The organism is Rhodothermales bacterium (assembly GCA_039944855.1).
Taxonomy (GTDB): Bacteria; Bacteroidota; Rhodothermia; order Rhodothermales; family JANQRZ01; genus JBBSMX01.
This window is the reverse complement of the sequence record JBDUXZ010000033.1, coordinates 53,442-79,038: the sequence shown is the minus strand read 5'-3', so window position 1 is coordinate 79,038 and position 25,597 is coordinate 53,442. Positions and strand designations below refer to the sequence as shown.

General features: G+C 70.2%; 24 protein-coding genes and 1 tRNA gene. 19 read left to right on the top strand and 6 right to left on the bottom strand.

Going from position 1 to position 25,597, the window contains the following annotated elements; all coding sequences use genetic code 11:
* Positions 1 to 9 precede the first annotated feature (9 nt).
* From ABJF88_16885 to clpP, 6 genes are all read left to right on the top strand, one after another.
* Entirely contained in the window at positions 10 to 267 is a 258-nt protein-coding gene (locus ABJF88_16885) for a toxin-antitoxin (TA) system antitoxin (GenBank protein ID MEP0548613.1), read from the top strand.
* Entirely contained in the window at positions 264 to 647 is a 384-nt protein-coding gene (locus ABJF88_16880; GenBank protein MEP0548612.1) for a type II toxin-antitoxin system VapC family toxin, read from the top strand. The genes ABJF88_16885 and ABJF88_16880 overlap by 4 nt, the downstream gene beginning before the upstream one ends.
* A gap of 104 nt (positions 648 to 751) precedes the next feature.
* Entirely contained in the window at positions 752 to 1,678 is a 927-nt protein-coding gene (locus ABJF88_16875; GenBank protein MEP0548611.1) for an aldo/keto reductase, read from the top strand.
* Positions 1,679 to 1,911: 233 nt separating this feature from the next.
* The gene (locus ABJF88_16870) at positions 1,912 to 2,136 is read left to right on the top strand and encodes a hypothetical protein (protein ID MEP0548610.1); all 225 of its coding nucleotides are present in this window, start codon (positions 1,912 to 1,914) and stop codon (positions 2,134 to 2,136) included.
* Between the two features lie 138 nt (positions 2,137 to 2,274).
* Positions 2,275 to 3,624, top strand: a complete 1,350-nt coding sequence (tig, locus tag ABJF88_16865; protein ID MEP0548609.1) for a trigger factor — start codon at positions 2,275 to 2,277, stop codon at positions 3,622 to 3,624.
* A 267-nt stretch (positions 3,625 to 3,891) separates the two neighbouring features.
* Complete coding sequence (clpP, locus tag ABJF88_16860; protein ID MEP0548608.1) at positions 3,892 to 4,563, top strand: ATP-dependent Clp endopeptidase proteolytic subunit ClpP; 672 nt, start codon at positions 3,892 to 3,894, stop codon at positions 4,561 to 4,563.
* 90 nt (positions 4,564 to 4,653) lie between these two features.
* Here clpP and ABJF88_16855 read toward each other — a convergent pair whose 3' ends face one another.
* The 3 genes from ABJF88_16855 to ABJF88_16845 all read right to left on the bottom strand — a co-directional run bounded on the left by ABJF88_16855 (position 4,654) and on the right by ABJF88_16845 (position 7,560).
* On the bottom strand, positions 4,654 to 5,472 hold the full coding sequence (locus tag ABJF88_16855; protein MEP0548607.1) for a phosphatase PAP2 family protein: 819 nt from the start codon (positions 5,470 to 5,472) through the stop codon (positions 4,654 to 4,656).
* 77 nt (positions 5,473 to 5,549) lie between these two features.
* Positions 5,550 to 6,374, bottom strand: a complete 825-nt coding sequence (locus tag ABJF88_16850) for a LytTR family DNA-binding domain-containing protein (protein ID MEP0548606.1) — start codon at positions 6,372 to 6,374, stop codon at positions 5,550 to 5,552.
* The gene (locus ABJF88_16845; GenBank protein MEP0548605.1) at positions 6,367 to 7,560 is read right to left on the bottom strand and encodes a sensor histidine kinase; all 1,194 of its coding nucleotides are present in this window, start codon (positions 7,558 to 7,560) and stop codon (positions 6,367 to 6,369) included. Before ABJF88_16845 ends, ABJF88_16850 begins: the two co-directional genes overlap by 8 nt.
* Positions 7,561 to 7,782: 222 nt before the next feature.
* Here ABJF88_16845 and ABJF88_16840 point away from each other — a divergent pair, with 222 nt between their 5' ends.
* From ABJF88_16840 to ABJF88_16825, 4 genes are all read left to right on the top strand, one after another.
* Positions 7,783 to 8,457, top strand: a complete 675-nt coding sequence (locus ABJF88_16840) for a hypothetical protein (protein ID MEP0548604.1) — start codon at positions 7,783 to 7,785, stop codon at positions 8,455 to 8,457.
* A gap of 108 nt (positions 8,458 to 8,565) precedes the next feature.
* Positions 8,566 to 11,154 (top strand): TonB-dependent receptor, encoded by a 2,589-nt coding sequence (locus ABJF88_16835; GenBank protein ID MEP0548603.1) that lies wholly within the window; start codon positions 8,566 to 8,568, stop codon positions 11,152 to 11,154.
* 123 nt (positions 11,155 to 11,277) lie between these two features.
* Positions 11,278 to 12,075: an SDR family oxidoreductase gene (locus ABJF88_16830; protein ID MEP0548602.1), complete on the top strand. Its 798-nt coding sequence runs from the start codon at positions 11,278 to 11,280 to the stop codon at positions 12,073 to 12,075.
* Between the two features lie 5 nt (positions 12,076 to 12,080).
* Positions 12,081 to 13,007, top strand: coding sequence for an alpha/beta hydrolase fold domain-containing protein (locus ABJF88_16825; GenBank protein MEP0548601.1), 927 nt, complete (start codon positions 12,081 to 12,083; stop codon positions 13,005 to 13,007).
* A 40-nt stretch (positions 13,008 to 13,047) separates the two neighbouring features.
* Here the strand turns inward: ABJF88_16825 and ABJF88_16820 are convergent.
* A tRNA-Glu gene (locus ABJF88_16820) sits at positions 13,048 to 13,120 on the bottom strand.
* Positions 13,121 to 13,186: 66 nt separating this feature from the next.
* On the bottom strand, positions 13,187 to 13,657 hold the full coding sequence (locus ABJF88_16815; GenBank protein ID MEP0548600.1) for a GNAT family N-acetyltransferase: 471 nt from the start codon (positions 13,655 to 13,657) through the stop codon (positions 13,187 to 13,189).
* A 166-nt stretch (positions 13,658 to 13,823) separates the two neighbouring features.
* Between ABJF88_16815 and ABJF88_16810 the strand changes: the two genes are divergently transcribed.
* The 5 genes from ABJF88_16810 to ABJF88_16790 all read left to right on the top strand — a co-directional run bounded on the left by ABJF88_16810 (position 13,824) and on the right by ABJF88_16790 (position 19,874).
* On the top strand, positions 13,824 to 16,343 hold the full coding sequence (locus ABJF88_16810) for a TonB-dependent receptor (protein MEP0548599.1): 2,520 nt from the start codon (positions 13,824 to 13,826) through the stop codon (positions 16,341 to 16,343).
* A gap of 143 nt (positions 16,344 to 16,486) precedes the next feature.
* A complete protein-coding gene (locus ABJF88_16805) occupies positions 16,487 to 17,638 on the top strand; it encodes a cysteine desulfurase family protein (GenBank protein ID MEP0548598.1) in 1,152 nt (383 codons plus the stop codon).
* Positions 17,639 to 17,648: 10 nt separating this feature from the next.
* A complete protein-coding gene (locus ABJF88_16800) occupies positions 17,649 to 18,242 on the top strand; it encodes a DUF2480 family protein (protein MEP0548597.1) in 594 nt (197 codons plus the stop codon).
* Positions 18,243 to 19,007, top strand: coding sequence for an SDR family oxidoreductase (locus ABJF88_16795; GenBank protein MEP0548596.1), 765 nt, complete (start codon positions 18,243 to 18,245; stop codon positions 19,005 to 19,007).
* Positions 19,008 to 19,055: 48 nt separating this feature from the next.
* Entirely contained in the window at positions 19,056 to 19,874 is an 819-nt protein-coding gene (locus tag ABJF88_16790; GenBank protein ID MEP0548595.1) for a ribonucleotide-diphosphate reductase subunit beta, read from the top strand.
* 142 nt (positions 19,875 to 20,016) lie between these two features.
* Here ABJF88_16790 and ABJF88_16785 read toward each other — a convergent pair whose 3' ends face one another.
* Positions 20,017 to 21,642, bottom strand: coding sequence for a GNAT family N-acetyltransferase (locus tag ABJF88_16785; protein MEP0548594.1), 1,626 nt, complete (start codon positions 21,640 to 21,642; stop codon positions 20,017 to 20,019).
* A gap of 202 nt (positions 21,643 to 21,844) precedes the next feature.
* On the opposite strand from ABJF88_16785, the gene ABJF88_16780 reads away from it, so the two are divergent.
* From ABJF88_16780 to ABJF88_16765, 4 genes are read left to right on the top strand one after another with little or no spacing between them, the layout of a single operon-like run.
* Complete coding sequence (locus tag ABJF88_16780; protein ID MEP0548593.1) at positions 21,845 to 22,705, top strand: hypothetical protein; 861 nt, start codon at positions 21,845 to 21,847, stop codon at positions 22,703 to 22,705.
* 27 nt (positions 22,706 to 22,732) lie between these two features.
* On the top strand, positions 22,733 to 23,620 hold the full coding sequence (locus ABJF88_16775; protein ID MEP0548592.1) for a hypothetical protein: 888 nt from the start codon (positions 22,733 to 22,735) through the stop codon (positions 23,618 to 23,620).
* Between the two features lie 52 nt (positions 23,621 to 23,672).
* On the top strand, positions 23,673 to 24,506 hold the full coding sequence (locus ABJF88_16770) for a hypothetical protein (protein MEP0548591.1): 834 nt from the start codon (positions 23,673 to 23,675) through the stop codon (positions 24,504 to 24,506).
* A complete protein-coding gene (locus ABJF88_16765; protein ID MEP0548590.1) occupies positions 24,503 to 25,504 on the top strand; it encodes a D-alanine--D-alanine ligase in 1,002 nt (333 codons plus the stop codon). The genes ABJF88_16770 and ABJF88_16765 overlap by 4 nt, the downstream gene beginning before the upstream one ends.
* Positions 25,505 to 25,597: the final 93 nt, after the last annotated feature.

The following is a 25,597-nucleotide window of genomic DNA, read 5'->3' as shown; positions in this document are numbered from 1 at the left end:
GGGAGTCTCATGCGTAAAGTCGAAGTGAGGGAAGCGAAGGAGCGGTTGGATGAACTGATGGACGAGGCCGCCGACGGAACCGAGGTCGTTATCGAACGCGGTGACGGAGCGGTCTTCCGGCTCGTACCGGTCTTAAAGCACCGCGTCGCAGGGTTGCACCCCGGAGCCATCGTGATGAGCGACGACTTCGACGAGCCGCTGCCGGAGAGCTTCTGGTTCAGTGAGACCGATCCGCTCGATGAGGGAGCGGACGAGGACGACGTGTGAGACTGCTCCTCGATACGCACAGCTTCATCTGGTGGGATAGCGCCCCCGACCGCCTGTCGGAAAGGGCACGTTTGGCGTTACGCGATCCGGCCAACGTCGTGTTGCTGAGCGTAGTCGTGCCGTGGGAGATGCAGATAAAGCACGCGATTGGAAAGCTGGAACTCCGGGCTCCACTGACGAGGCTCGTCGAAGACCAGGAGGCGAATGGAGTACAGATTCTGCCTGTAACCCTGCGGCATGTGTTGGCGCTCGGAGCCCTGCCGCTCCACCACCGCGATCCGTTCGACCGTCTCCTCGCCGCACAGGCCCAAGTAGAGGGGGCGGTACTCGTCACGCGCGACTCGGCGCTGACAGCCTACCCGGTGCAGACCCTGTGGTAGGTCCGTGCTCGACGGCGTGAGGGGTCCGGGGACGAGCGGAACAGGGGCGGTTGGTCGTCGGAACAAGGGGGCGACCCTTCTCCTCTCTCTTCGCCCCACCTCTCATGGACACGCGACGCATCGGCTCCCTCTCCGTCTCCACCGTCGGCCTCGGCTGCAACAACTTCGGCTGGCACATCGACGAGGCGGCGTCGCGCGAGGTCATCCACGCCGCGCTCGACGCCGGCATCACGCACTTCGACACGGCGGCGGCCTACGGCGACGGCGAGAGCGAGCGGATCCTCGGCCGCGCCCTCGGCGACCGCCGCGATGAGGTTGTGATCGCGACGAAGTTCGGCAACCGCGTGAGCACGGCGCCGGACGCGGTGAAGCAGCAGTGCGAGGACAGCCTCCGCCGCCTCGGCACGGACCGCATCGACCTCTACTACCTCCACAAGCCCAACGACGAGACGCCGATCGCGGACACGCTCGGCGCGCTCGATGACCTCGTGCAGGCCGGGAAGGTCCGTGAGATCGCGTGCTCGAACCTCTCGCCCGAGCAACTCCGCGAGGCAGACGAAGCCGCTGCCGGCGGGGCGCGGTTCGTCGCGCTGCAGAACGAGTACAGCCTGCTCCACCGCGCGCCGGAAGAGGGCACGCTCGACGCGTGCGAAGCGCTCGGCCTCGCGTTCGTGCCGTACTTCCCGCTCAAGAGCGGGCTCCTCACGGGGAAGTACCGGAAGGGCGATGCCGTGCCGGCGGGCAGCCGCCTCGGCGGGAAGGAGGGGAGCTACTTCGAGTCGATGGGCGACACGCTGCTCACCGAGTCCAACCTCGGCCGCGTCGAAGCGCTCATCGACTTCGCCGCCGCGCGGGATCACACGATCCTCGACCTCGCCTTCTCGTGGCTGCTCGCGCAGCCGACCGTCGCCTCCGTGATCGCCGGGGCGACGAAGCCGTCGCAGGTCCGCGCGAACGTCGCGGCGGCCGGATGGCGGTTGAGCGAGGACGACCTCGCAACGGTGGACGCACTCACCGCGCAGCCCGTCTGAGTCGGCGGAGAACGGACGGACGTGGGCGTCGTAGTAAACCCAGAGCAAACCACAGCTTGTCATTGCGAGAAGCGCAGGGACTTGTCCCGTAGCGACGCGGCAATCTCCCTCGGTTTGCTGATCTGTTGGAGATTAGCTGCGCTGAGCCCTTCGGGGTTGCCGCGTCGCTAACGCTCCTCGCAATGACGAGAGGTTTGTTCGCGGCCCCTTCTGCACCGCCTGCCCGCACTGTCATGGACATCGCTTTCGTCTCCGGGATCGTCGCACTCGTCGTTTGGCTAGCGAGCTACGGGCTCACGGCGCGGTGGGTCTACCGCGACGCCCGGCGGCGCGGCTTCGACGGGTGGCTCGCCGTCGCGCTCGTCTCCGTGCTCTGGCCGGCGGGGCCGTTCCTCTGGCTCATCGTGCGCGCCAACCTCCACCTCGCGCCGAAAGGATGGGGCAGCATCGGGGGCTGAGCGTGTGGAATGCCGTGATCCTTCACGGTCTGTGGCCGGAGAACCCGGTAAGTTGAAGCTCCGTTCGACCGATGCGCGGTCCCGCCGCTGTGGGGCCGCGTCGCTTTTTACCCCTCTCCCTAGATTGCCCTCCCCGTCATGGACGTCACGATCAACGAGCGCTCCCCCGTCGACTTCGAGCTCGACATCCGAGCCACGAACGAAGAACTGGAGCCGCGCCTGAACGAGGCGCTCAACGCGCAGCGGAAGAAGATGAACCTCAAGGGCTTCCGCCCGGGCAAGGTCCCCGTCTCGATCGCGAAGAAGATGTACGGCGAGGCGATCGCCGCGCAGGTCGCCGAGGAGGTCATCGGCGAGGCGTACCGCGACGAGGTGGCCGGCGACGAGAGCCGCGACGTCCTCGGGCAGCCCCGCCTCGTCACGCTCGACTACGAGATGGGCAGCGACCTCCACGCCGTCGTCCGCTTCGGCATCCGCCCGACCGTCGAGCTCGCCGACCTCTCCGACGTGCAGGTCCGCAAGCTCGTCCGCGACATCGCCGACGAGGACATCGAAGAGGAAGTGCAGCGCCGCCTCCGCCGTCAAGCGACGCTCACCCCGACCGAAACCGCCGCGACCGAGGACGACGTCGTGATTATCGACCTCCAGCGCGTCGACAAAGAGAGCAACACGCCGATCGTCGGCGAGCGGCAGGAAGGGCAGGAGGTCGAGCTCGACGACGAGCGCCTCCGCTCCGAGCTCAAGGATGCGCTCCTCGGCAAAAAGGCCGGCGACACGTTCACCGTCGACCTCCCGCACCAGCACGGTCCGGACGAAGGGCACGACCACGACGACCACGTGGACCGCTTCCTCGTGACGGTGCAGGACGTGAAGCAGCGCGAGCTGCCGGCGTTCGACGAGGAGTTCGTCAAGGAGCAGAGCGCGGGGCAGGTCGAGACCGTCGACGCCTTCCGCGACATGATTCGTGGCGAGATGAAGCAGGCGTGGGAGCGGATGTCCGGCGAGATGATGCGCGAGGAGATCGTCCGCGAGCTCCTCGAGAAGCACGACTTCGCCGTGCCCGAGACCCTCATCGAGACTGTACTCGACGGGATGGAGGAAGAGGTCGCCAAGCAGAACGAGGGCAAGCTGCCGGCCGGGTTCGACCGCGGCGGCTTCCGCGGCGCCAACCGCGAGAACGCCGAGACGCAGGTCCGCTGGATGCTGCTCAAGGACGTCGTGATGGAGCAGGAAGACCTTGACCTGACGGAGGAGGACTTCGAGGCCGAGTTCGAGCGGATGGCCGAGAACGGCCCGTTCGACGCGGCGACGGTGAAGCAGTTCGTCGCCCAGCAGCCGCAGCTCCTCGAAGGCATCCAGCAGCGCATCCTCAACGACAAGCTGTTCGCCGCGCTCACGTCGCGCTTCGACGTGGTCGAGACGACGCAGGAGGAGATGGAGGCCGCGCGCGCCGCCGAAGAGGCCGCCGCCGAGGGAGAGGAGGCGTAGCCGGCGACCCCCCGCCCGGCTTGCGGTCGCTCCGACTCTGCGAGTCTGCGCTCCCAGCTTCACCGGGCTGTCCCCCTCGCCGAGGGGGACAGCTTTTCGAGCAGGCCCATCGGGCGCGAGAAAAGCGGGGGGTCCGCGCGGCAGGGGGTAGGAACACGGCGCGGGATCGTCCGGTATCCCCGCACGTCTTTTTGTACGTCACCCACCAGCACCGAGAGACCCAGCATGGTCAGCGACTTCGTCAAGTTCAGCAAGAGCCTCACCTCCATGCCGGAGGGGATTTACAGCGGCGGGTTCGACGCCGCGCCCATCCACGCCCTCGTCCCGATGGTCGTCGAGCAGACCACGCGCGGCGAGCGGGCGTACGACATCTTCAGCCGCCTCCTCAAGGACCGCATCGTCGTGCTCGGGACCGCGATCAACGACCAGATCGCGAACCTCGCCGTCGCGCAGATGCTGTTCCTCGCGTCGGACGACCCGGACAAGGATATCAACTGCTACATCAACTCGCCCGGCGGCCAGGTCTACAGCGGCATGGCGATCTACGACACGATGCAGTACATCAAGCCGAAGGTGTCGACGATCTGCGTCGGCCTCGCGGCGTCGATGGGCTCGTTCCTCCTCGCGGGCGGGGCCGAGGGCAAGCGCGCCTCGCTCCCGAACTCGCGCATCATGATCCACCAGCCGCTCGGCGGCGCGCAGGGGCAGGCGACGGACATCGAGATCCAGGCGAAGGAGATCCTCTGGATCCGCCACCGCCTCTTCGAACTCCTCGCCAAGCACACCGGCAAGGACATCGAGCAGATCGAGCGGGACGCCGAGCGGGACTACTTCATGTCGCCGCAGGAGGCGAAGGCGTACGGCATCATCGACAACGTGCTCGAAGCGGGCCACGGTGAGCCGAAAAAGCCGGCCGACCAGCAGGACGCGGAGAAGTAGGGGAGTAAAACGTATCGCGTGAAACGTAAGGGTGCCCGAAGCGAACCGTTCGCTTCGGGCACTTTTGCATTCCTGCGGCCGGCGGTCCCGTTACGGGTCGCTCCGCACGGGCGTCTCCGGTTGTACGGGCGTCTCGGGGTGGAGCGGCGGGGCGACGGCGGCGCGGTGCTCGCGGCGGGCTTCGAGGAAGCGGACGAGGGCGATCGAGAACACGAGCCACGCCACGCCCGCCGCGTAGCCGCCGAGCACGTCCGTCAGCCAGTGCACGCCGAGGTAGAGCCGGCTGAACCCGACGGCGAGCGTCGCCCCGACGGCGAACGCGACGGCGAGGGCGCGCGCCCACCCGCGCTCGGTGATCTGCCAGACGAGGTAGGCCAGCAGCCCGTAGAGCACGAGCGCCGTGAACGCGTGCCCGCTCGGGAAGCTCGCGCCGTAGGCGTCGTGCGTGGTCCCGGCCGTCGGGCGGGCGCGGTCGAAGAGGACTTTGAGCGCGTAGAGCATGAGCTCGCCCAGTCCGAGCGCGAGCGCGAGCATGAAGAGGTAGTCCCACAGCCGACGGATCGCGAAGTATGCCGCCAGCCCGAGCGTGACCACGACGACGAGGATCGGCGCGGAGAGGTTCGTCACGCGCGCCATCGCGAGCGCGGCTTCGGGCGTGGCGATGCGCTCCACGGAGTCCTTCACGAGTCCGTCGATGCGGAAGAGGGTCTCTTCGTTGAGGAACCCGTCGACGATCGCGACGAAGGCCCACAGCGCGAGGCCGATTACGATGAGCGCGACGAGCGCACCGACGAGGTAGCCCGGCACGTCGCCCGCGCGAGCGCGGAGGAAGGCGACGAGGTCGCGGAGATAGCGGGGCGCATCGGCGACGAAGGCGCGGGCGTCGTCGAGGAAAGGGGAGAAGGGCATGGCAGAGGGGAGAGCGGCAAGGGCCTACGCCTACGCGCTTTCCGCGCACGCTGTTCAGCGGCCGGGTGCGTCGAGGTTCAGCGGCCGGGTGCGTCGAGGCCGAGGCGGGCGGCGAGGTCGTCGCGGCGGGCGCGGCTGACGCGGAGCCGCGCGCCGCCGCGGAGCTTCACCGCGTAGTCGCCGCCGCCGGCGACGAGGAGCGCCTCGATCCGGTCGAGCCGGACGATCGTCGAGCGGTGGATGCGGAAGAACGCGGCCGGGTCGAGTCGGTCCTCCAGCGTTTGCATCGGCGAGCGGATCACGAACGTCTCGTCACCGGCGTGGACCTCGGCGTAGGGCCCATCGGCGGCGATGAAGTCGACGTGCTCGACGGGGACGACGCGGATCTGCCCGCGCATCTCGACGGCGATCCGTTCGAGATAGCCGGGCGGTGGGTCGGGCGCGGGCGGCGCGGCCGTCGCCGGGTCGAGGAGGGCGCGGAGCCGGCCCTGCAGCGCGTCGACCTGCCGCAGCCGGACGGTGTCGCGTGCCCGCGCGAGCGCGGCGCGGAAGCGCTCGTCCTCGAACGGCTTGAGGAGGTAGTCGAGCGCGGCGAGCTCGAACGCCGCGAGCGCGTGCTGGTCGAACGCCGTCACGAAGACCGTCACCGGCATCTGCTCGGGGCCGACCTCGCGCACCACGTCGAGCCCACTCAGCCCCGGCATCTGCACGTCGAGGAAGACGAGGTCGATGGGGTGGCCCGCGGTCTGCTCGGCGCGGATCACCTCGACGGCGTCGCGCCCGCGCCCCGTCGTGCCGACGACCTCGACGCCGTCCTCTCGGTCGAGGAGGTCGAGGAGGCGCTGGCGGGCGAGCGGCTCGTCGTCCACGACGAGGACGCGGAGGGGAGGCGACTCAGGCATCGGGGCGGGCGCTCGTGCGGAGGTCGGACGCGGTGTGGTAGGGAAGCGTGACGGTCGCGACGGAGCCGCCGCCGTCGGCGGTCGTGAGGGTGAGATGGGCGGCGTCGCCGTAGAGCGCGCCGAGGCGGGCGCGGACGTTGCGCAGCCCGACACCGCCGCGTTCGCTACGCTCGCCATCGTGATCGTCGCCGAGGCCGGGGCCGTTGTCGCGGATCGTGACGACGAGCATCGCCCCGTCGCGCCGCGCCGCGATCTCGACCTGCCCCGTCCCGTGTTCGAGGCGGCTCACGCCGTGCTCGACGGCGTTCTCGGCGAGGGGCTGGAGGATGAGGTTCGGGACGAGCGCGTCGAGGAGCGGCGGCGGCACGGCCTCGTCGATCTCCAGCCGGTCCTGGAAGCGGACGCGCTGGATGTCGAAGTAGCCGCGGAGGAAGTCGAGCTCGTCGCGGAGGGGGACCTCCTGCGGGGTCGCGTCGTCGAGGGCGCGGCGGAGGAGCGTGCTCAGCCGGGCGACGATGCGGCGGACGCCGCCGGGGTCGCGCTCGACGAGGGCGCTGACGGCGTGGAGCGTGTTGAAGAGGAAGTGCGGGTTGAGCTGCATCCGCAGCGCCGAGAGCCGGGCTTCGGCGAGCTGGGCCTGGAGCCGTGTCGTCTCGGTGAGGAGGCGGGCGGCCTCGGCCTGCCGCTCGCGGAAGCGGAGGAAGTAGTCGCGCGCGAAGCCCGTAGCGAGGATCGCGAGGTAGATCACGAGCTCGTCGAGGAACTGGAGCCGGGCGAGGGCGCGGCCGGGGTCGATCCGTCGGGCGAACCGGTCCATCCGGCCCAGCCGGGGGAACTCCGCCAGGATCATCGGCCGGACGATGAGGAGGAGCGCGACCTCGACCGCCGCCGCCACGGCGAAGGCGAGCAGGAGGTGGACGACGAGCCGCCGCGCCCAGTCCGCCTGTTCGAGCGGGTAGCGCCGAACGAAGGCGAAAACGACGGGCGTGAGCGCGGCCCAGAACACGTACTCCGAGATCGTCAGCAGCAGGTCCGGTGCGGAGAGCCCGGCCGGCCCGCGCGGGTCGAGCGCGCGACGGACGAGGGTGAGCGTGCCGAGCAGCACCCAGAACCCGAGTATCGCGGCCCACTCGGCGGAGCGGGGCCACGGGCGAGGCGGGGAGAGCGGGGAAGGGGCAGCGGGCATAGGTCGGAGGATGGACGCCCACAAAGTACCGGGTTTCTGCGACTCGCCGCGCGGCTTCGTCGCGCCTCCGGTGCGGTTCGTGACGCCGAGGTGCGGTTCGTGCCACAGGGCGGATCTGCCCTGCCGAAAACGACGAATATCCCCCCGAAGTCGGCGCCGCCCCGGGCCGCCGTCGCTTCTGAAGCTCTCGACTTTCGTAGTTCTCTACCAACCCCCGAACCGATGAACACCCTCTCGATTTCTCTCTCGCGGCGCGGGCTGTTCCTCGCCCTCGCCGTCCTATTCCTCCCCCTCGCGGCCTCGGCACAGAACCGGCCCGACCGCGCCGAGCGACTGAAGGAAGCGCTCGACCTCACGAACGAGCAGGTCGTCCTCGTCGAAAAAGCCGTCGGCGATGAAGCCGAACGCGGCGACCTCTGGGCCGTCGCCGCCGCGCTCACCCCGACGCTCACCGACGCGCAGAAGGCCAAGCTCTTCACGCGGCCCGAACGCCCAGCCCGTGGTGATGCCGACCGGCGCGGCGAGCGCGGGGATCGGAAGCAGCGCGGCGAGCGGAAACAGCGCGGCGACAGGATGCAGCGTGAGCGGCCCGACGCCGACGCCCGCGTCGAGCGGCACGAGGCCTCCCTCGACGCGATGCAGAACGCGCTCGGTCTGAGTGATGCGCAAGTGCAGCAGCTCGGAGCGCTCCACGCCGCGAAGCGAGCGGAGCGGCAAGCCCGGCGCGAGCTGAGCCAGGCCGAGCGCGAGCAGCGCCGTGCCGAACGCCCGGAGCCGGGCGAGCTTCCGGCTGAGATGGCTGCGATCCTGACGCCGCAGCAGCAGGACGTCGCCAAAGTCCACCGGGCGCTTGCATCGCGGATGATGCACGGCCGGATGCACAGCCCCCGGCGCTAGCCGGATCTAAGCACCCCTGAAGGGCCCTCGCCGTCAAGTTTTGATGGCGAGGGCACTTTAGCTGTTATCACGAATAAGAAGCGCCCCCTCCTCCGAAGCACTACCCCGATGCCCCGTTTCCTCCTCGCCCTCGCCCTCGCCGCCGCCTGCCTCGTCCCGACGCCGGCCGACGCCCAACAGCGCGGCCAGCGCCCCGGCGCCCCCACCGGAACGATCTCCGGGACCGTCGTCGACGCCGAGACGGAGGCGCCGATCCCGACGGCCTCCGTCGCCGTGTGGCGCGTGCCGCAGCCCGGCTCCGACCGCGACACCACGCTCGTCACCGGCACCATCACCGACGACCGCGGCGCGTTTGAGATCGAAGGCGTCCCGCCCGGTCAGTTCCGCGTCGATGTCAGCTTCATCGGGTACGCGTCGGCGCACATTCGCTATGCGCGGATCACCCCGCAGGAGCGGACCGTCGACCTCGGCGTCGTCGCGCTCGTGCCCGACATCGAGCAGCTCGAGAGCGTGCAGGTCGAGGCCGAGCGCGAGCAGGTCTCGATCCAGATCGACCGGACCGTCTACAACACGGCCGACGACCCAGTGTCGGCCGGCGGGAACGCGACGAACGTGCTCGAAACGATCCCCTCGGTGGACGTCGACGTGGACGGCAACATCAGCCTGCGGGGGAGCGGGAACGTTGCGATCCTCGTCAACGGCAAGCCCGCGCCGGTCTCGTCGGAGTTCGTCGCGGCCTACCTCCAGAGCCTCTCGGCGAGCAGCATCGAGCGCGTCGAAGTCATCCCGAACCCGTCGGCGCGCTACGAGCCCGAGGGGATGAGCGGGATCATCAACATCGTGCTCAAAGAGAACGTCGACCGCGGGCTCGGCGGCACCGTCGCCACGGGTGTGGACACGCGCGGCGGCTACAACGGCACCGCGACGCTGAGCTACGGCAAGGGGCCGTGGAACGTCACCGGCTCCTACGGCTTCCGGCAGGAGAACGGCGTCGGCGGCGGCAGTTCGTTCGCCGAGAACCGCTTCGACACGCCCATCACGTTCCTCGACCAGAACGAGACCGACGACGAGGACGAGACCTCGCACAACCTCAACCTCAACGTCGAGTACGCGCTCTCGAAGCGGACGAGCCTCACCACGTCGGCTCAGCTCGGGATGCGCGACGAGACGGAGGTGGAGCTGAACACCTTCCTCGAACTCGATGCCGCCGAGGACCCGATGCTGGCCTACGAGCGGATCGTCGAGGAGATCGGCGACCGGCGGAACGCGGACTTCCGGCTCGGCCTCCGCCACGACTTCGGCGACGGCAACGGCTCGGCCGAGACGCCGCACACGCTCAACGTCTCGGGCCGCTACAACCTCTCGACGAACGAGGACGACGAGACCTACGACCAGCAGGTCGTCGGCACGTTCGAGCCCACGAGCGACATCCGCGAGTACCAGCTCTCCCAGCAGGAGCGGGACCGCGACGAGGCCTCGCTCGAAGTCGACTACGTCCGCCCGCTCGGTGGCGCGCTCGACGGCGTCCGGCTCGAAGTAGGGTACAAGGGCGAGCTCGAGATGCAGAACCAGTCGCTCTTCGCCGAGACGCGGAACGAGGAGACGGGCGCGTTCGAGCCCGACACGAACCTCAACAACACGTTCGACTTCGAGCAGCAGATCCACGCCGGCTACCTCCAACTCGCCCGCGAGTTCGGGCCCCTCGGCGTCCAGCTCGGCGTCCGCGCGGAGACGGCGCAGACGACGTTCTCGCTCCTCAACACCGGCGAGGCCTACGACAACGACTACGCCAGCCTCTTCCCGAGCGCGTTCCTGAGCTACGAAGTCAGTGAGGCGACGGTGCTGAAGGCGAGCTACAGCCGCCGCGTTAACCGGCCACGGACGTGGTTCCTCAACCCGTTCCCCAGCCTCGACGACCCGAGCAACCCGCGCGTCGGGAATCCGACACTCCAGCCGGAGTACGTCAGCGCGTTCGAACTCGGCGTTGTCCAGTACACGCCGTGGGGCTCGCTCACGCTGACGCCGTACTACCGCTACACGACCGACGCCGTCGAGCGGATCAGCGCGATCTGCGCCGACGGCCCGGACCCGGCGAGCGTCGTCGGCGAGCTGTGCGGCCCCGGCGTCGTCACCGTCCGCACGGTCGAGAACGTGGCGACGAACACGTCCTACGGCGTCGAGATGATTAACTCGGTCAACGGGCGCGGCGCGCTCGACGGGTTCCGCGGCTACGTCAGTGTTGAGGGCTACCGCTTCGTCAGCGATGGCTCGTCCTCGGCGGGCGACCTCTCGAACGACGCCTTCGGGTGGGGCGGCCGGGCGAACGCGAGCTACGCCCTCGGCGACCGCCTCGGCATCGGTGGGCTCGACCTCCAGGCGAACGTGTCGTACCGCGCGCCGATCGAGACGGCGCAGGGCCGGCGCGGCGCGTTCACCTTCATCAACTTCGCCGCGCGGAAGGAGCTCCTCGGCGACCGCGCCAGCCTCACACTCAGCCTCCGCGACCCCTTCGACCTCGCCGGGTTCAACTTCACGATCGACCGGCCGACGCTCTACCAGGAGTTCGAGCGGAACTGGGGCGCGCAGCAGATCGGCGTGACGTTCCAGTACACCTTCGGCCAGCAGGACCGCCAGCGCCGCGGCCGGCCCGACGGCGAGCGCGGCGACGGCGGCGGCTTCGACGACGGCGAGATCTGATTCTTCCTGACGTGGGGTGGGACGAATCCGCTCCACGCCGCTCGGCACCGCCGGACCTTCGGGGCCGGCGCTGCCGTTTATAGGCTGCCTCTCCTGTTCCCTTCGCTCTTCTCCTCTCGCATCATGGACCTCCAGATCAAAGGCCGCGCGGCCGTCATCACCGGTGCTGCCGGCGGCATGGGCCTCGCCACGGCCCGCCTCCTCCTCGACGAAGGCGTCGACCTCCTCCTCACCGACATCGACGAGGACCAGCTCAAGCAATCCGTTGAGAAGCTCGATGGGGGCGACCGTGTCCGCTCCGTCGTCGCCGACCTCACGAGTCAGGCGGGCGCCGACACCGTCCGCGACGCGACGGATTGGAACATCGACATCCTCGTGCACACGGCCGGCGTCACCGGCGCCAAAGGCGACCCGCTCCGCGACATCACCGAGGAGGACTGGGAGCACGCGTGGCAGACCGATTTCATGTCGGGCGTCCGCATGTCGAAAGCGCTCATTCCGCCGATGCTGGAGCGGGGCTGGGGCCGCGTCGTCTTCGTAACGTCGGAGAACGTGGCGCAGCCGTACCCCGACGAGATGGTGTATAACGCGGCAAAGGCCGCCGTCCTCACGCTTGTGAAGGGGATGGGGCAGCTCTATGCGCCGAAGGGCGTGCTCGTCAACGCCGTCGCCCCGGCGTTCATCGCCACCGACATGACGGACGGGATGATGGAGAAGCGCGCCGACGAACGGGGCGTCAGCTTCGACGAGGCCGTCGATTCGTTCCTCGAGGAGGAGCGGCCGCACCTCGTGCTCGACCGGCGCGGGAAGCCGGAGGAGGTCGCCGCCGTGATCGCGTTCCTCTGCTCGGAGCGCGCGAGCTTCGTCGTCGGCTCGAACTACCGCGTCGACGGCGGCTCCGTCTTCGCCATCGACCTCTAGCGGCGATGCCCGATCTCCGGGAGGTCTACGCCGCGCCGTTCTCCGGCCGCATCTCGTTCGACGACGTCGAAGCCCGCATCGAATCCATCGACTTGGGCGATACGCCGGAGGCGATGCGTGCGGCGTTCGCCCGGCTGATTCGGGGCGACGTTGCCGGTACGCCGCCGCCGCTCGCGACGGCCGGGGAAATCGGCGGCATCGAAGGGCTGACGGTGTCGCCGCCGGATGCAGAGGCGGACGGGCAGCCACCGCGTGTCGTCTGGTTTCACGGCGGCGGCTACGTGTTCGGCTCGCCGGAGACACACGCGCGGGCGGCGACGGCGCTCGCATCCCGCCTCGGCGAGCCGGTCTTTCTCCCCCGCTACCGCCTCGCGCCGGAGCACGTCTGGCCGGCGCAGCTCGACGACGGGCTCGCCGTCGCCCGCGCGGTACTCGACGCGGGGCAGTCGCTCACGCTCGTCGGCGACAGCGCGGGCGGGCACCTCGCGCTCACCGTGGCGCTCGCGCTCGCGGAGGAGGGACGCGCCGCCGCCGCGCTCGCCCTCTTCTCCCCGAACACCGATCGCACGGGGCGGAGCGACACGCGGCAAGCGAACACCCCGCGCGACCCGATGAACGCCGACGAAGACGACCGCGAACTCGCGGACATGACCTTCGGCGACCGCCCCGACGACCACCCCGAGGTCTCGCCGCTCCTCGACGACCTGAGCCTGCTCCCGCCAACATGGGTCGAAGTCGGCGACCGGGAGGTGTTGCTCGGCGACGCCCGGCTCCTCGCGGAGGTCGGCCGCGACGCTAGGGCCGAGGTCGCGCTGCACGTCGAGCCGGGCGCGTTCCACATGTGGCAGCTCTGGACGCCGTGGCTCCCCGCCGCCGACGCGTCGCTCGACCGGGCGGCGGCGTTCCTCCGCGAGCGACTCGGCCCGGCATAAAAAAGCCGAGCCGACCCCATCGGGACCGGCTCGGCTGTCGTACCGCGTACGGGATTTGAACCCGTGTTACCGCCGTGAGAGGGCGGCGTCCTAGACCCCTAGACGAACGCGGCATTGGGGACGTGCGAGCATCGAAGATACAGAAGGATTCGCCGCGTACGGGGCGCTCCACCTGTTTTTCATCCCTCCGCGTCCCGCCGCACCATCTTGACGTGCGGGATCCCCGCCTCGTCGAACGGCTCGCTGACGGGCCGGAATCCGAACGACGCATAGAACCCTTCGAGGTGTGCTTGCGCGTGGAGGACGAACACCCCGAAGCCCGCCGCCCGCGCGTCCCTGAGCGCCGCCGCGACCATCGCGCGGCCCAGCCCATGTCCGCGTGCTCCGGGCAGCACGGCGAAGCGCTCCAGCTTGGCCATCGTCTCGTCGCGGACCTCGACCGGTCGCCACCGCGCGACGGCGACGGGCGCGCCCGCGATGAAGCCGAGCAAGTGGTAGCACGTTACGCCGCGTGCCTCCGGCTTGTCGTAGGCGTCCCACTCCTCCTCCGGCGGGCACTCCTGTTCCTCCACGAAGACCCGTTGCCGGATGTATCTCGCCGCCAGCCAGTCGGCGTCCGTGTGGACGCGTCGGCAGTGTATGCGGTTCATCGGCTCAACATAGTCGGTGGGGCAGAGAAGGTAGCACGCCGCCTCTGATGTGTGGGGAGGCATGGGTGAACGCAATCTTTATTTAGACCTGATCCAGATAGCGTCCTATATTCGGTCACGCCCACCCACGGGCCTTCTACCGTTTCCACCCGATTCGCTTTCTGCTATGCCGTTCCACCGCATCGCCGCATTCCTCGTCGCATTCCTCGTCCCGTTCGCCGCCGTCGCCCAGACCGGCGGCGTCCGCGGCATCGTCGTCGACGCCGAGACCGGCGTGCCGCTCCCCGGCGTCAACGTCGCGGTCGAAGGTACGGCACTCGGCGCAGCGACGGGGAAAAACGGGACTTATGACCTCGATGCCATTCCCGCCGGCCGCTATACGCTCGTCGCCTCGTCGCTCGGATTCCAGGCGGCGGAGGTCGTCGTGTTCGTCCGCGCCGACGCCGTGACCACAGCCGACTTCGCCCTCGCCGAGCAGCCCATCGACATCGGCGAGGTGGTGGTGACGGCGCGGGAGACGCTGACCGGCGGGCCCGACGGCATCCGCGACATCCCCGGCTCGGCCCACTACATCGGCGCCGAGCGGCTCGAGCAGTTCGCCGACACCGACATCCACCGCGTCCTCCGCGAGATCCCCGGCGTGAACCTGCAGGAGGAGGACGGCTACGGCCTCCGCCCGAACATCGGGCTTCGCGGCTCCGGTTCGGAGCGGTCGTCGAAGATCACGGTGATGGAGGACGGCGTGCTGATCGCGCCCGCGCCCTACGCCGCGTCGTCGGCGTACTACTTCCCGACGACGGGCCGGATGAGCGGCGTCGAGGTGCGGAAGGGGGCGAGCCAGATCAAGTACGGCCCCTACACCACGGGCGGCGCGCTCAACCTGATCTCGACGCCGATACCCGCCGAGTTCAGCGGGTATGCCGAGGGCTTCGTCGGCGAGAACCGGGCACGAAACGTCCACGCGTGGGTCGGGAATTCGTACCGGAACGCGGGCTTCGTCGTCGAGACGCACGTCGCGAACGTGCACGGGTTCAAGAACCTCTTCCCGTTCGAGGACGCCGACACCGGCTTCGACAAGCAGGACTACCTCGCCAAGCTCCGGCTCAACACGAATCCCGACGCCCCCGTCTACCAGGCGCTCACGCTCAAGCTCTCGCGCACCGACGAGGTGTCGAACGAGACCTACCTCGGCCTCACCGCCGCCGACTTCGCCGCGACGCCGTACTTGCGCTACGCCGGCAGCCAGGAGGACCAGATGAACGCCGAGCACCGGCAGGCCCAGCTCCGCCACGTCGCCGTGTTCTCCGAGCGGTTCGACGTGACGACGACGGCGTACCGCAACGCGTTCAGCCGCAACTGGTACAAACTCGACGCCGTCCGCGACGGCCTCGCCGACGACGAGAACGACGGAGAGATGACCGACGCCAAAGTCGGCATCGCCTCGATCCTCGACAGCCCCGACGCCTTCGCCGACGAGCTCGCCCTCGTGCGCGGCGCCTTCGCCGACGAAGGCCGGCTCGCCGACGGCGTGCTCTACGTCAAGAACAACAACCGCGACTACCTCTCGACCGGCGTGCAGTCGATCGCGGGCCTGCGGTTCGACCTCGGCCCGGCCGCGACGGAGCTCGAAGTCGGCCTGCGGATCCACCGCGACGAGATGGACCGCTTCCAGTGGGTGGACGAGTACGCGATGGAGAACGGGCTGATGAACCGGACCGTCGCGGGCATGCCGGGCACGGACTCGAACCGGATCGAGACGGGCGAGGCCGTGGCGACGTTCGCGCAGGCCGAGGTCGCGATCGGGCGGCTGACGCTCACGCCGGGCCTCCGCTACGAGCACGTCACGCTCAGCCGCGAGGACTGGGGCAAGAGCGACCCCGAGCGCACGGCCGCGCCCGAGACGCGCGCGAACACCGTCGACGTGTGGATTCCGGGCATCGCGGCGGGCTATCAGTTCACGCCCGCGCTGAACGTGTTCGCTGGCGTCCACCGCGGCTTCGCACCACCGAACTCGACGGAGGGCGTCGAGCCCGAGGCGAGCGTGAACTACGAACTCGGCGCGCGCTACGAGAGCGACGTGATGAGCGCCCAGGTCGCCGGCTTCTTCAACGACTACAGCAACCTCCTCGGCGCCGACCTCGCCGCGGCCGGCGGCGGCGGCACGACCGACCTCTTCAACGGCGGCAGCGTCCACGTCGGCGGGCTCGAAGTCGCCGCGAGCGCCGACCTAGCGCGCGGCCTCGGGCTGCGCGCTCTCGGGCCGTCGTTCGCGCTCCCGGTGCGCCTCGCGTACACCTACACCGACGCCGCCTTCCAGACGTCGTTCGCGAGTGAGTTCGAGGGGTGGGGCGACGTGGAGGCGGGCGACGAGCTGCCGTACGTCGCGCACCACCAGCTCGCGGTGAGCCTCGGCACGGAGTGGGACCGCTACAGCTTCGACCTCCGCGGCAACTACGTCGGCGCGATGCGGACGGCAGCGGGCTCGGCGCCGGTAGAGACCGTGGGTCACACCGATGCGCGCTTCGTGCTCGACCTCGCTGGAGAGGTGAAGGTGGACAGCCGGACGGCCGTGTTCGGCAGCGTCCGCAACCTCGCCGACGAGGTGTACGTGGTCGCGCAGCGCCCGGCGGGCCTCCGCCCCGGCCTCCCGCGCACGTTCCTCCTCGGCGTGCGGACCTCGTTCTGAGGCAGCAGCGGCCTCGGCGAGAGCAGACACAAGGGGTCTGCCCCTACGGTCGAATCGGTCGTAGGGGCGGACCCGCGTGTCCGCCCGGTGGTCGAATAGGTTTGTACGGATCGACCGCCCGCTCGCCGCGTAGCACAGGGGCTATGAGCCGACCGATTTACCTCGATTACAATGCCACCACGCCCGTCGACCCGGCGGTGCTGGACGCGATGCTGCCGTATTTCACGGAGCAGTTCGGCAACCCGTCGAGCGCGCACGCCTACGGCTGGGCGGCCGACGAGGCGGTGAAACAGGCGCGCGAGCAACTCGGCGCGCTCCTCGGCGCGCGGCCCGATGCGCTGACGTTCACGAGCGGCGCGACGGAGGCAGCGAACCTCGCGATTCGTGGGACCGCCGCTGCGTATCGCGGGAAGAAAGACCATGTCGTCACCGTCGCCACCGAGCACAAAGCGGTGCTCGACCCCGTGAGGTCGCTCGAAGCCGAGGGCTACCGCGTCACCGTACTCGGCGTGCAGCCGGACGGGCGGATCGACCTCGACGTGCTCCGCGACGCACTCACCGACACGACGCTCCTCGTCGCCGTGATGTGGGCGAACAACGAGACGGGCGTGATCCAGCCCGTCCCGGAAATCGCCGAAATCGTGCGCGAACGGGGCGCGCTGTTTATGACCGACGCGACGCAGGCCGTCGGCAAAATCCCCGTCGACGTGGCGCACGCGGACCTGCTGATCTGCTCGGGGCACAAGGTCTACGGGCCGAAAGGCGTCGGCGCGCTGTATCGGAGCCGGCGGCAACCGCGCGTCCGGCTCGAACCCGAGATCACGGGTGGCGGGCAGGAGGACGGGTTGCGGAGCGGCACGCTCAACGTGCCCGGCATCGTCGGGCTCGGGAAAGCGGCGGAGGTCGCGGGCGCACGGCTCGACGAAGACGCGGCCCGCCTCGCCGCGCTCCGCGACCGGCTCGAAGCCGCCCTCCTCGACCGCATCGACGGCGTCCGCGTCAACGGATCGACGGAGCACCGGCTGCCGAACACGGCCAACCTCGTTTTCCCCGGCACGCACGGCAAGCTGCTGCCTGCGATCCGGGGCGTCGCCGCGTCCGTCGGCAGTTCGTGCCGCACGAAGTCCGCCCGCCCGAGCCACGTCCTCACCGCGCTCGGACTGAGCGACGACGACGCCTTCGACACGCTCCGCCTCTCGCTCGGCCGCTTCACGACGGAAGACGAGATCGGCCGCGCCGCCGACGAGATCGTGACCGCCGTCGCCCGCCTCCGTGCTGAACCTATTCCCGCGTAACCCCAAGCCGATGGAACCGATCGTCAACCGCGTCGCCGAGAGCGACATCGTCGTCTACAACCTCGAAGACCTCTGGGACGGCAAGCCCGTCGTCGAGTTCGACCTCGCGCCGCACCTTGTCGAAGGGCTGGTCCTGCGCGAGAAGCCGTTCCGCGAGGCAATGAAGACGCATGACTGGGATCAGTACGCCGGCCAGCACGTCGCGGTGTTCTGCTCGACCGATGCCATCATCCCGACGTGGGCCGCGATGCTCGTCGCGTCGAAGCTCGTCGGCCGGGCGGCGTCCGTCGCCTCGGGCCGCGCCGCTGACCTCATCCGCGACCACTTCACGCGCGCTCTCGACGCCGAGGACTGGAGCCGCTTTGCGGATACGCCGGTCGTCATCAAGGGCTGTGGTAGCAAAGTCGTCCCGGCGAATGCGTACCTCATCGCGACGCAGCGATTGCAGGGCGTGGCGCGGAAGCTGATGTACGGCGAGCCGTGCTCGTCCGTCCCGCTCTGGCGCAAGCCGAAGGCCGCGAGCGCGCCGGCCGGTGCGGCGAAGCCCGTCGGCGTGGCGAAGCCGGTCGGCATCCGGCCCGCGGGCTTGCCGACGAGGAAGTAGATGGCGCACGTCCTCGACCTTTCGGGTTTGCACGTCCTCGTCACGGGCGCGAGCCGGGGGATCGGCCGCGCCGCCGCCGAAGCCCTCGCCGCCGCCGGGGCGACCGTCGGCGTGCACTACCACCGGAACGCAACTGCCGCGCGTGAACTGGCTGAGTCGCTCGGGAACGGCGCGCAGGCGTTCGGCGCCGACCTCGCCGACGCCGACGCGGCGGCGGGACTGTTCGCCGAGGCGGTCGAAGCGTTCGGGCGGGTGGACGTGCTCGTCAACAACGCGGGCGTGGCCGAGGGCGTCGCGCTCGACGCACCGGACGGCGACTGGCTGGCGGTGTGGGAGCGGACGATGGCCGTCAACCTCACGGCCGTCGGCGTGCTCTGCCGGGCGGCGACGACGCACTTCGCGGAGCACGGCGGCGGGCGGATCATCAACGTTGCGAGCCGGGCCGCCTTCCGGGGCGACACGCCGGAGTACGTGGCCTACGCCGCGAGCAAAGGCGGCGTCGTGGCGCTCACGCGGTCGCTCGCCCGCGGGCTTGGCAAGCAGGGCATTGTCGCGTTTACCCTCGCCCCCGGCTTCACCCGGACCGACATGGCTCAGCCGTTCATCGACACCTACGGCGTGGACTACGCCACGAGCGATCTCGCCCTCGACCGGATGACCGAGCCGGCCGACATCGCGCCGACCATCGTCTTCCTCGCGAGCGGGCAGATGGACCACGCGACCGGCGCGACTATCGACCTCAACGCGGGCAGCTACGTGCATTGACGGAGGAGCCCGCGTGAGTATGTTGGGCGCTCACCAACCGCTCTGCCGATGGAAGCCCGAAGCCCGCACTGGACGCGGTACCACAAAGCGAAGAAGCTCGCGTGGGACCCGCAGAACATCGACCTCGACCAAGACCTCCGCGACTGGGACGCGCTCGACGACGAGCACCGCGACGCCACGATCCGCGCCTGCGCCATGTTCCTCGGCGGCGAAGAGGCCGTCGCCTCCGACCTCGCGCCCATGCTGATCGCGCTGCGGAAGCGGCCGGGGCAGGAGGCCGCGTGCGCGTTCCTCGCCTCGCAGATCTGGGAGGAGACGAAGCACGCCGAGTTCTTCCGCCGCTGGCTCGGCACCGTCGCCGGCGATGTGGATGCCGGGGCCTACGACGGCCCGTCGAGCACGGCTCTTTTCGACGACCACCTCCCGCGCGCGCTCGACACCCTCCTCACCGACGATTCCGATGAGGCGCTCGTCCGCGCCGTGACGACGTACCACCTCTTCATCGAGGGGACGCTCGCCGAGACGGGCTACCACGGGTTCTACTCGATTTTCGAGAGCCGCGGGATCATGCCCGGCCTCGTCGAAGGCATCCGGCTCGTGCAGCGCGACGAGGCCCGCCACGTCGCCTTCGGCATCGACCTACTCCGCGAGGCGTTCGAGCGCGACGCTGGGCTTCGCGATGTGATGGAGGACGAGGCTGAGACGCTCTTCCCGCTCGTCGTCGGCACGCTGCAGGATTACTTCGCGCCGTACGGCGGCGAGCAGAACCCGTTCGGGCTCACGGCGACGGAGATGTTGACGTTCGCGTCGTCGCAGCTCGGCAAGCGGCAGGCGGCGCTGGAGCGGGGCGAGGCGGCGGAGGCGTGAGCGGACCCCCCGCTTTCCCGTTCACCGCTCCCGCTCAGGAACGAAAAAGCTGTCCCCCTTCAAGGGGGACAGCCCGTTAAAGCTGGGAGCGCAGACTCGCAGAGTCGGAGCGACCGCGAAACGGGCGGGGGGTCCGCTCCGCTCACCCGTGCGTGGGTTCCCTCGGCGGCGTGGTCTCGAAGCCCAAGGAGACCGCATCGACGACGCGCGGCGGGGCGGGCGTGGGCGGCGGCTCTTTCTCGACGACTTCGTAGAGGTCGAGCCGGCGGTCTCGCCACGGGCGCACCGTTCCGTCGACGCGGTTGCGGCGGAGCGTTTCGAGGTCGAGGTCCGCCACGACGACGGTCTCGACGTTCGGCTCGCAGAGCCCGGCCACGCCGTCGGGCGGGAACGGGAAGTCGCTCGGGGTGAAGATGCCGGACTGCGCGTAGTGCACGTCCATGTTCTCCACCGACGGGATGTTGCCCACGCAGCCGCTCGTCACGACGTAGAGCTGGTTCTCGATCGCGCGGGCCTGGGCGCAGCGCATCACGCGGAGGTGGCCCTGCCGGTTGTCCGTGCAGAACGGGACGAACAGGATCTGCGCCCCCTTCTGCGTCGCGATCCGGGCGACCTCGGGGAACTCGGTATCGTAGCAGATCGAGATGGCGACTTTGCCCCGGTCGGTGTCGAAGACGTGGATGGCGCGGCCCGCGCGCGTGCCCCAGAACCGCTGCTCGCTCGGGGTGATGTGGAGCTTCGCCTGCTCGTCCGTCCGCCCGTCGCGGTGGAAGAGGGTGGCGACGTTGTAGAGCCCGTCCTCGCGCTCGGTGTAGTGGCTGCCCGCGACGATGTTGACGTTGTACTTCAGCGCGAGGCGCTGCCCCATCTCGACCAGCTCCGGCGTGAACTGCGTGAGCTGCCGCACGCCCGCGCCCGGCGACTGCGGCGGGAGGAACGAGAGGAGCTGGAGCGTGAACATCTCCGGGAAGAGCACGAAGTCGGCCTCGTACCCGGCCGCGACGTCGACGAAGAACTCGACCTGCCGCGCGAAGTCGTCGAAGTCGGCGACGGCGCGCATCTGATACTGGACCGTGCAGACGCGGACGGGGAAGGTGGCGCGGTTGCGCCGCTTCGGGTGGGGGGAGTAGTGGAGGTTCACCCACTCGAGGATCACGGCGTGACCGTACGAGGCGTCGTCTTCCGGGAGGTAGTCCCGCACGATCCGTTTGACGACGAAGCCGTTGGCGAGCTGGAACGTGAGGACGGGGTCGCGGAGGTCGGCCCGGATCACGGCCTCGACGTACTCGGGCACGCGCATCGCGCCGGCGTGCGCGGCGTAGCCCGGCAGCCGGCCGCCGACGATGATCCGGCGGAGGTTCATCTGCCGCGCGAGCGCCTTCCGCGCCTCGTAGAGCCGCCGCCCGATGCGGAGCCCGCGGTAGGTGGGGTCCACGACGACCTCGATGCCGTAGAGCGTGTCGCCCGCGCCGTCGTGGTTCGTGATGAGGCCGTTCGCCGTGATCGCGTCCCAGTCGTGCCGCTCGCCGTACTCGTCGAAGTCCACGACGAGGCTGCTCGACGAGCCGACGATCTGGCCTTGGTACTCGACGCCGAGCTGGCCCTCGGGAAACACGGCGAGGTGGCTGGCGAACTCGCGCGGCGTCCACGGCGGCATGCCGGGGAAGCCGGCTTGCTGGAGCCGGACGACGGCGTCGTAGTCGTCCTCGGTGAGCGGGCGGACGCGGAGCAGGCCTTCGAAGTCGTCGGCGGAGTCGGGCGGGAGCATGGAGCGCGGGGTGGGAAAGTCGGGGGCGATGTGGGGTGATACGGGCGGCGGCGGCTCGGGTGCCGACGGGACGGCGCACCGCGTTTCCTTCGGGCAGGCGCGACGCCCGATCCGACGGTAGAGACGCAGCATGCTGCGTCTCTACGGGATGGCGCCCCGTTCGGTCCGGCGGCTATATTCTCCTCTCCATCTCCGACGACCCATGAACGACGAGCGCCGCTACTCCGAAGCCGAACTCCGCGCCATCTTCGAGCGTGCCGCGAAGCGGCAGGAGGAGGCGAGCCGCGCCGAGGCTGCGAGCCACGGGCACCTCACCCTCCGCGAGCTGCAGGAGATCGGCGGCGCGTCGGGTATCGACCCGGCGCACATCGCCGCCGCGGCGGCGGAGCTGGCCGTCGCCGCGCCTGCCAAGCCGGCGCACACGTTCCTCGGCGCGCCCACCGAGGTCGAGCGGACGCGGGTGTTTCCCGGCGCGGTCTCCGACGAGGTATGGGCGCGGATGGTCGCCGAGGTCCGCCGGACGTTCGACGAGGACGGAAGCGTCGGGCAGATCGGGCAGATGCGCGAGTGGACCGCCGTCAAGCGCGTCACGAACAACAGCGGCTCTGCGATGCGCCTCGCGCTCGAACCGCTCGGCGACGGGCGGACGCGGGCGACGCTCCGGCAGTCCGTCCGCGAGACGACACGCGGGTTCACGATTGCGGCGGCGATCGGCGCGGTGATGACCGTCTTGTTCGTCGCCCTCGCCCTCATCGAGGCCGAGCCCGACGTGCTGATCGCGGCCGTGATGATGGGCACGATGGCGCTCGGCTTCTCCGGCGGCACGTGGGGCTGGCTGAAGCACTGGCGGCCGAAGCAGGAGGAGAAGTTCGACGCCGTGCTCGACCGGCTCGAACTCCTCGCTCGGGACCAGACGCCGGAGCCTGCCCGCGCGGCCCGTCCGGCCGAGAAGGAGGCTCCCGCGACGGCGCAGCCCGACACGGAGCGGCGCCTCGATCTCGACGCGCTGCCGGACATCGAAGAAGAGCAGGCCGCGCCCGATCGCACGCGCACCCGCTCGTAACGCTCCGCGCAACGAACCGCTCGCCCTATGCTCGACCGCGTCTTTTCAGAGGAAGAAGTCAAGGCCATCATCCGCCGGGCCTCGGCGCGGCAGGAGGAGGAGGCCGAGCGGCAGGAGGCGCGCGACCACGGCCTCACGCTCGCCGACCTCGAAGCCCTCGGCGCCGAAGTCGGGCTCGACCCGAAGCACCTCCGCGCCGCCGCCGACGAGGTGCAGACAGGACGGCGGGCGGCGGTGCAGGCCGAGACCCAGACGGCCACGCACGTCATCGTCGAGCACTGGGTCGACCGGCCGTTCTCGGACGAGGCATGGGAGGACACGGTGGCCCTGCTCCGCAGCCGGTTCGGCGTGGACATGGGGATGTGGTACGGGCGCGGCGGCGAGGGCCGCGTCGAGCGCGTCGGGCGGGCGCACGAGTGGGTGCACATGAGCCAACTCGGCGTCGAGACGCGCATCTCGGCGAGCGAGCGGGAGGGGCGGACGCGGGTGATCCTCTCGCAGCGCGTCGGCCACGCCGCGCCGAAGGCCGAGGGGATGATGTACGGCGCCTTCCTCGGACTCATCGCGGGTGTGATCGGGGCGATCCCCATCGCCGATGCATTCGACAGCTTCTGGGTCTATCTCGTCGCACTCGTGGCGATCGCACTCGTGACGACGCTCGTCGCCGGGCCCATCATCACCCGGCTCGACCGGCGCTGGCGCGAGAAGAAGCAGCGCGGCCTGACGGAGCTCGCCGCCGACATCGAGCAGACGTTCGAGGCCGTCGCTCCGCGCGCCGCCGAGGCCACGCCGCAGGCCGAAGCGTCCGCGCCGAGCGAATCCGCGCCGGCCGCCACGCCGCGCATCGACCTGGACGCGCTGTCGGAAGAGGAGGGCGATGCCGGGGCGACGGAGCGGAGCCGCACGCGGTCGTGAGGCACGGGCCGTCCGCCGCCGTACCTTCCTCGCTCCTCCCGTCATCCCCGCTATGAGCACCGGCCGTCGCTACACCGAGCACGAGATCCACGCCCTCTTCGAGCGCGCGGCCGAGCGACAGGAGCAGGCCCGCCGCGCCGAGGCCGCGAGCGAAGGCGGGCTGACGCTCGACGAGTTGCAGCGCATCGGCCGGGAGACGGGGATCGCGCCGGAGCACATCGCCGAGGCCGCGGTGGAACTCGCCGCCGCTGGGCCGACGCGCCCGGCGGGGAAGATGCTGGGCATGCCGGTCGAGGTGCGACGGGCGCGCGCGGTGGCGGCGCCCGTCACCGATGAGGCGTGGGAGCAGATGGTGACGGACCTGCGGAAGACGTTCAAGCAGCCGGGCGTTGCGGGCCGCGTCGGGCGCGTGCGCGAGTGGGCGACGACGACGGAGGAGAACCGGATGCCGGTCCGCGTGAGCGTCACGCCCGAGGACGGCGGCGCCCACGTCACGATCGAGCAGTCGATGCGGTCTTCGGCGCTCGGGCTCACGGCGGCGTCGGCGACGTTCGCCCTCGTCGCGCTGCTGTTCGGCGTGCTCTTCGCCGTCGGTGATTTCGAGCCCGGCGTGATGCTCCTTCCGGCGATGTTCGCGGCGTTCGCTCTGCTGATGTTCGGCGGCAGCCGCTTCGGCTTCGGGACCTACGCCAACCGGCAGGCCGAGCGCTTCGAGCACGCCCTCGACCGGATCGACCTCATCGCCCGGGACGCCGCGCCTGCTGCCGAGCGGTCCGCAGTGCCGACGGAGGCCGAACCGGAACGCGCACCGCGCCTCGGCCTCGACGATCTGCCGGAGGCCGATGCGGAGTCGTCTAGGCCCGGGCGTAGCCGCACGCACTCGTGAGCCTGCGCATCGGCCTCGTCTACGACCGCTTCGGCGACACGCCGCCGCCGCCCGACGCCCCGCCGGACTGGGACGCCGAGTTCGAGCCGGAGGAGACCGTCGCCGTGCTCGAAGCGGCGGTCCGCGCGCTCGGGCACGAGCCCGTCCGCATCGGCTCGGCGCAGGCGCTCCTGGCCTGGATGCAGGAGGAGCCTTCCCTCGGCCTCGACGCGGCGGTGAACATCGCCGAGAGCTACGGGAGCCGCAACCGCGAAGGCCACGCGCCGACGCTCCTCGAACTCGCGGGCGTGCCGTGCCTCGGGTCGGACGCGCTCACGCTGTCGCTCTCGCTCGACAAAGCGTGGACGAAGGACCTCGCCCGCGCCGCCGGAATTGCCACGCCGGACTGGCGCGTGCTGGCCTCGGCCGACGCGGTGGACGAGACGGATCTCCCGCCGTTTCCACTCTTCGTGAAGCCGCGCTACGAGGGGACCGCGAAGGGGATCGCGCCGTCGAGCCGGGCCGAGACGCCGGACGGCGTGCGCCGCGAGGTCGAGCGGCAGACGCGGCTCTACGGGCAGGACGTGCTCGTGGAGCGCTTCGTCGTCGGGGGCGAGTTTACCGTGGCCGTCGTCGGGAACGACCCGGCCGAGGCGCTGCCCGTGCTGCAGCGGGCGACGGAGCGGAACTCCGGCATCGGCCTCCACGCGCTCGACCGCCACGAGGACCCCGCCGCCCCGTTCGACTACGTCATCCACGGCGCGCTCGACCGCGTGCTGGAGGCGCGGCTGTGCGACCTCGCGCTCCGCATCTACGCCAAGCTGGAGTGCCGGGACTTCGCGCGCGTGGACTTCCGCGTGGACGAGCGCGGGAAGCCGTGGTTTCTGGAGATCAACCCGCTCCCGACGTTCGCGCCCGACGGCACGTTCGCCATCATCGCCGAGTTGATGAACCGGCCCTACCCCGACCTCCTCGCTGACCTCCTCGCGCGTGGACTGCGCCGTCTCGGCGTGGGGTAGAGCGCATGGCCGCTCCCTCTCGCTGGGCGACCCGGCCTCCGGTGATAGCAACGTGGACCCGACGTGTAAGGCGGGGAAGCCCGGCGGCGTACA

What these genes read in the sequence shown, in the direction of transcription:
- ABJF88_16830 (MEP0548602.1), top strand. Translation starts at nt 11,278, where the DNA reads ATGGACCTCCAGATCAAAGGCCGCGCGGCCGTCATCACCGGTGCTGCC.
- ABJF88_16825 (MEP0548601.1), top strand. Translation starts at nt 12,081, where the DNA reads ATGCCCGATCTCCGGGAGGTCTACGCCGCGCCGTTCTCCGGCCGCATC.
- ABJF88_16780 (MEP0548593.1), top strand. Translation starts at nt 21,845, where the DNA reads ATGAACGACGAGCGCCGCTACTCCGAAGCCGAACTCCGCGCCATCTTC.
- tig (MEP0548609.1), top strand. Translation starts at nt 2,275, where the DNA reads ATGGACGTCACGATCAACGAGCGCTCCCCCGTCGACTTCGAGCTCGAC.
- ABJF88_16770 (MEP0548591.1), top strand. Translation starts at nt 23,673, where the DNA reads ATGAGCACCGGCCGTCGCTACACCGAGCACGAGATCCACGCCCTCTTC.
- ABJF88_16835 (MEP0548603.1), top strand. Translation starts at nt 8,566, where the DNA reads ATGCCCCGTTTCCTCCTCGCCCTCGCCCTCGCCGCCGCCTGCCTCGTC.
- ABJF88_16845 (MEP0548605.1), bottom strand. Translation starts at nt 7,560, where the DNA reads ATGCCCGCTGCCCCTTCCCCGCTCTCCCCGCCTCGCCCGTGGCCCCGC.
- ABJF88_16775 (MEP0548592.1), top strand. Translation starts at nt 22,733, where the DNA reads ATGCTCGACCGCGTCTTTTCAGAGGAAGAAGTCAAGGCCATCATCCGC.
- ABJF88_16785 (MEP0548594.1), bottom strand. Translation starts at nt 21,642, where the DNA reads ATGCTCCCGCCCGACTCCGCCGACGACTTCGAAGGCCTGCTCCGCGTC.
- ABJF88_16810 (MEP0548599.1), top strand. Translation starts at nt 13,824, where the DNA reads ATGCCGTTCCACCGCATCGCCGCATTCCTCGTCGCATTCCTCGTCCCG.
- ABJF88_16800 (MEP0548597.1), top strand. Translation starts at nt 17,649, where the DNA reads ATGGAACCGATCGTCAACCGCGTCGCCGAGAGCGACATCGTCGTCTAC.
- ABJF88_16815 (MEP0548600.1), bottom strand. Translation starts at nt 13,657, where the DNA reads ATGAACCGCATACACTGCCGACGCGTCCACACGGACGCCGACTGGCTG.
- ABJF88_16795 (MEP0548596.1), top strand. Translation starts at nt 18,243, where the DNA reads ATGGCGCACGTCCTCGACCTTTCGGGTTTGCACGTCCTCGTCACGGGC.
- ABJF88_16790 (MEP0548595.1), top strand. Translation starts at nt 19,056, where the DNA reads ATGGAAGCCCGAAGCCCGCACTGGACGCGGTACCACAAAGCGAAGAAG.
- ABJF88_16855 (MEP0548607.1), bottom strand. Translation starts at nt 5,472, where the DNA reads ATGCCCTTCTCCCCTTTCCTCGACGACGCCCGCGCCTTCGTCGCCGAT.
- ABJF88_16875 (MEP0548611.1), top strand. Translation starts at nt 752, where the DNA reads ATGGACACGCGACGCATCGGCTCCCTCTCCGTCTCCACCGTCGGCCTC.
- ABJF88_16805 (MEP0548598.1), top strand. Translation starts at nt 16,487, where the DNA reads ATGAGCCGACCGATTTACCTCGATTACAATGCCACCACGCCCGTCGAC.
- ABJF88_16870 (MEP0548610.1), top strand. Translation starts at nt 1,912, where the DNA reads ATGGACATCGCTTTCGTCTCCGGGATCGTCGCACTCGTCGTTTGGCTA.
- ABJF88_16850 (MEP0548606.1), bottom strand. Translation starts at nt 6,374, where the DNA reads ATGCCTGAGTCGCCTCCCCTCCGCGTCCTCGTCGTGGACGACGAGCCG.
- ABJF88_16885 (MEP0548613.1), top strand. Translation starts at nt 10, where the DNA reads ATGCGTAAAGTCGAAGTGAGGGAAGCGAAGGAGCGGTTGGATGAACTG.
- ABJF88_16840 (MEP0548604.1), top strand. Translation starts at nt 7,783, where the DNA reads ATGAACACCCTCTCGATTTCTCTCTCGCGGCGCGGGCTGTTCCTCGCC.
- clpP (MEP0548608.1), top strand. Translation starts at nt 3,892, where the DNA reads ATGCCGGAGGGGATTTACAGCGGCGGGTTCGACGCCGCGCCCATCCAC.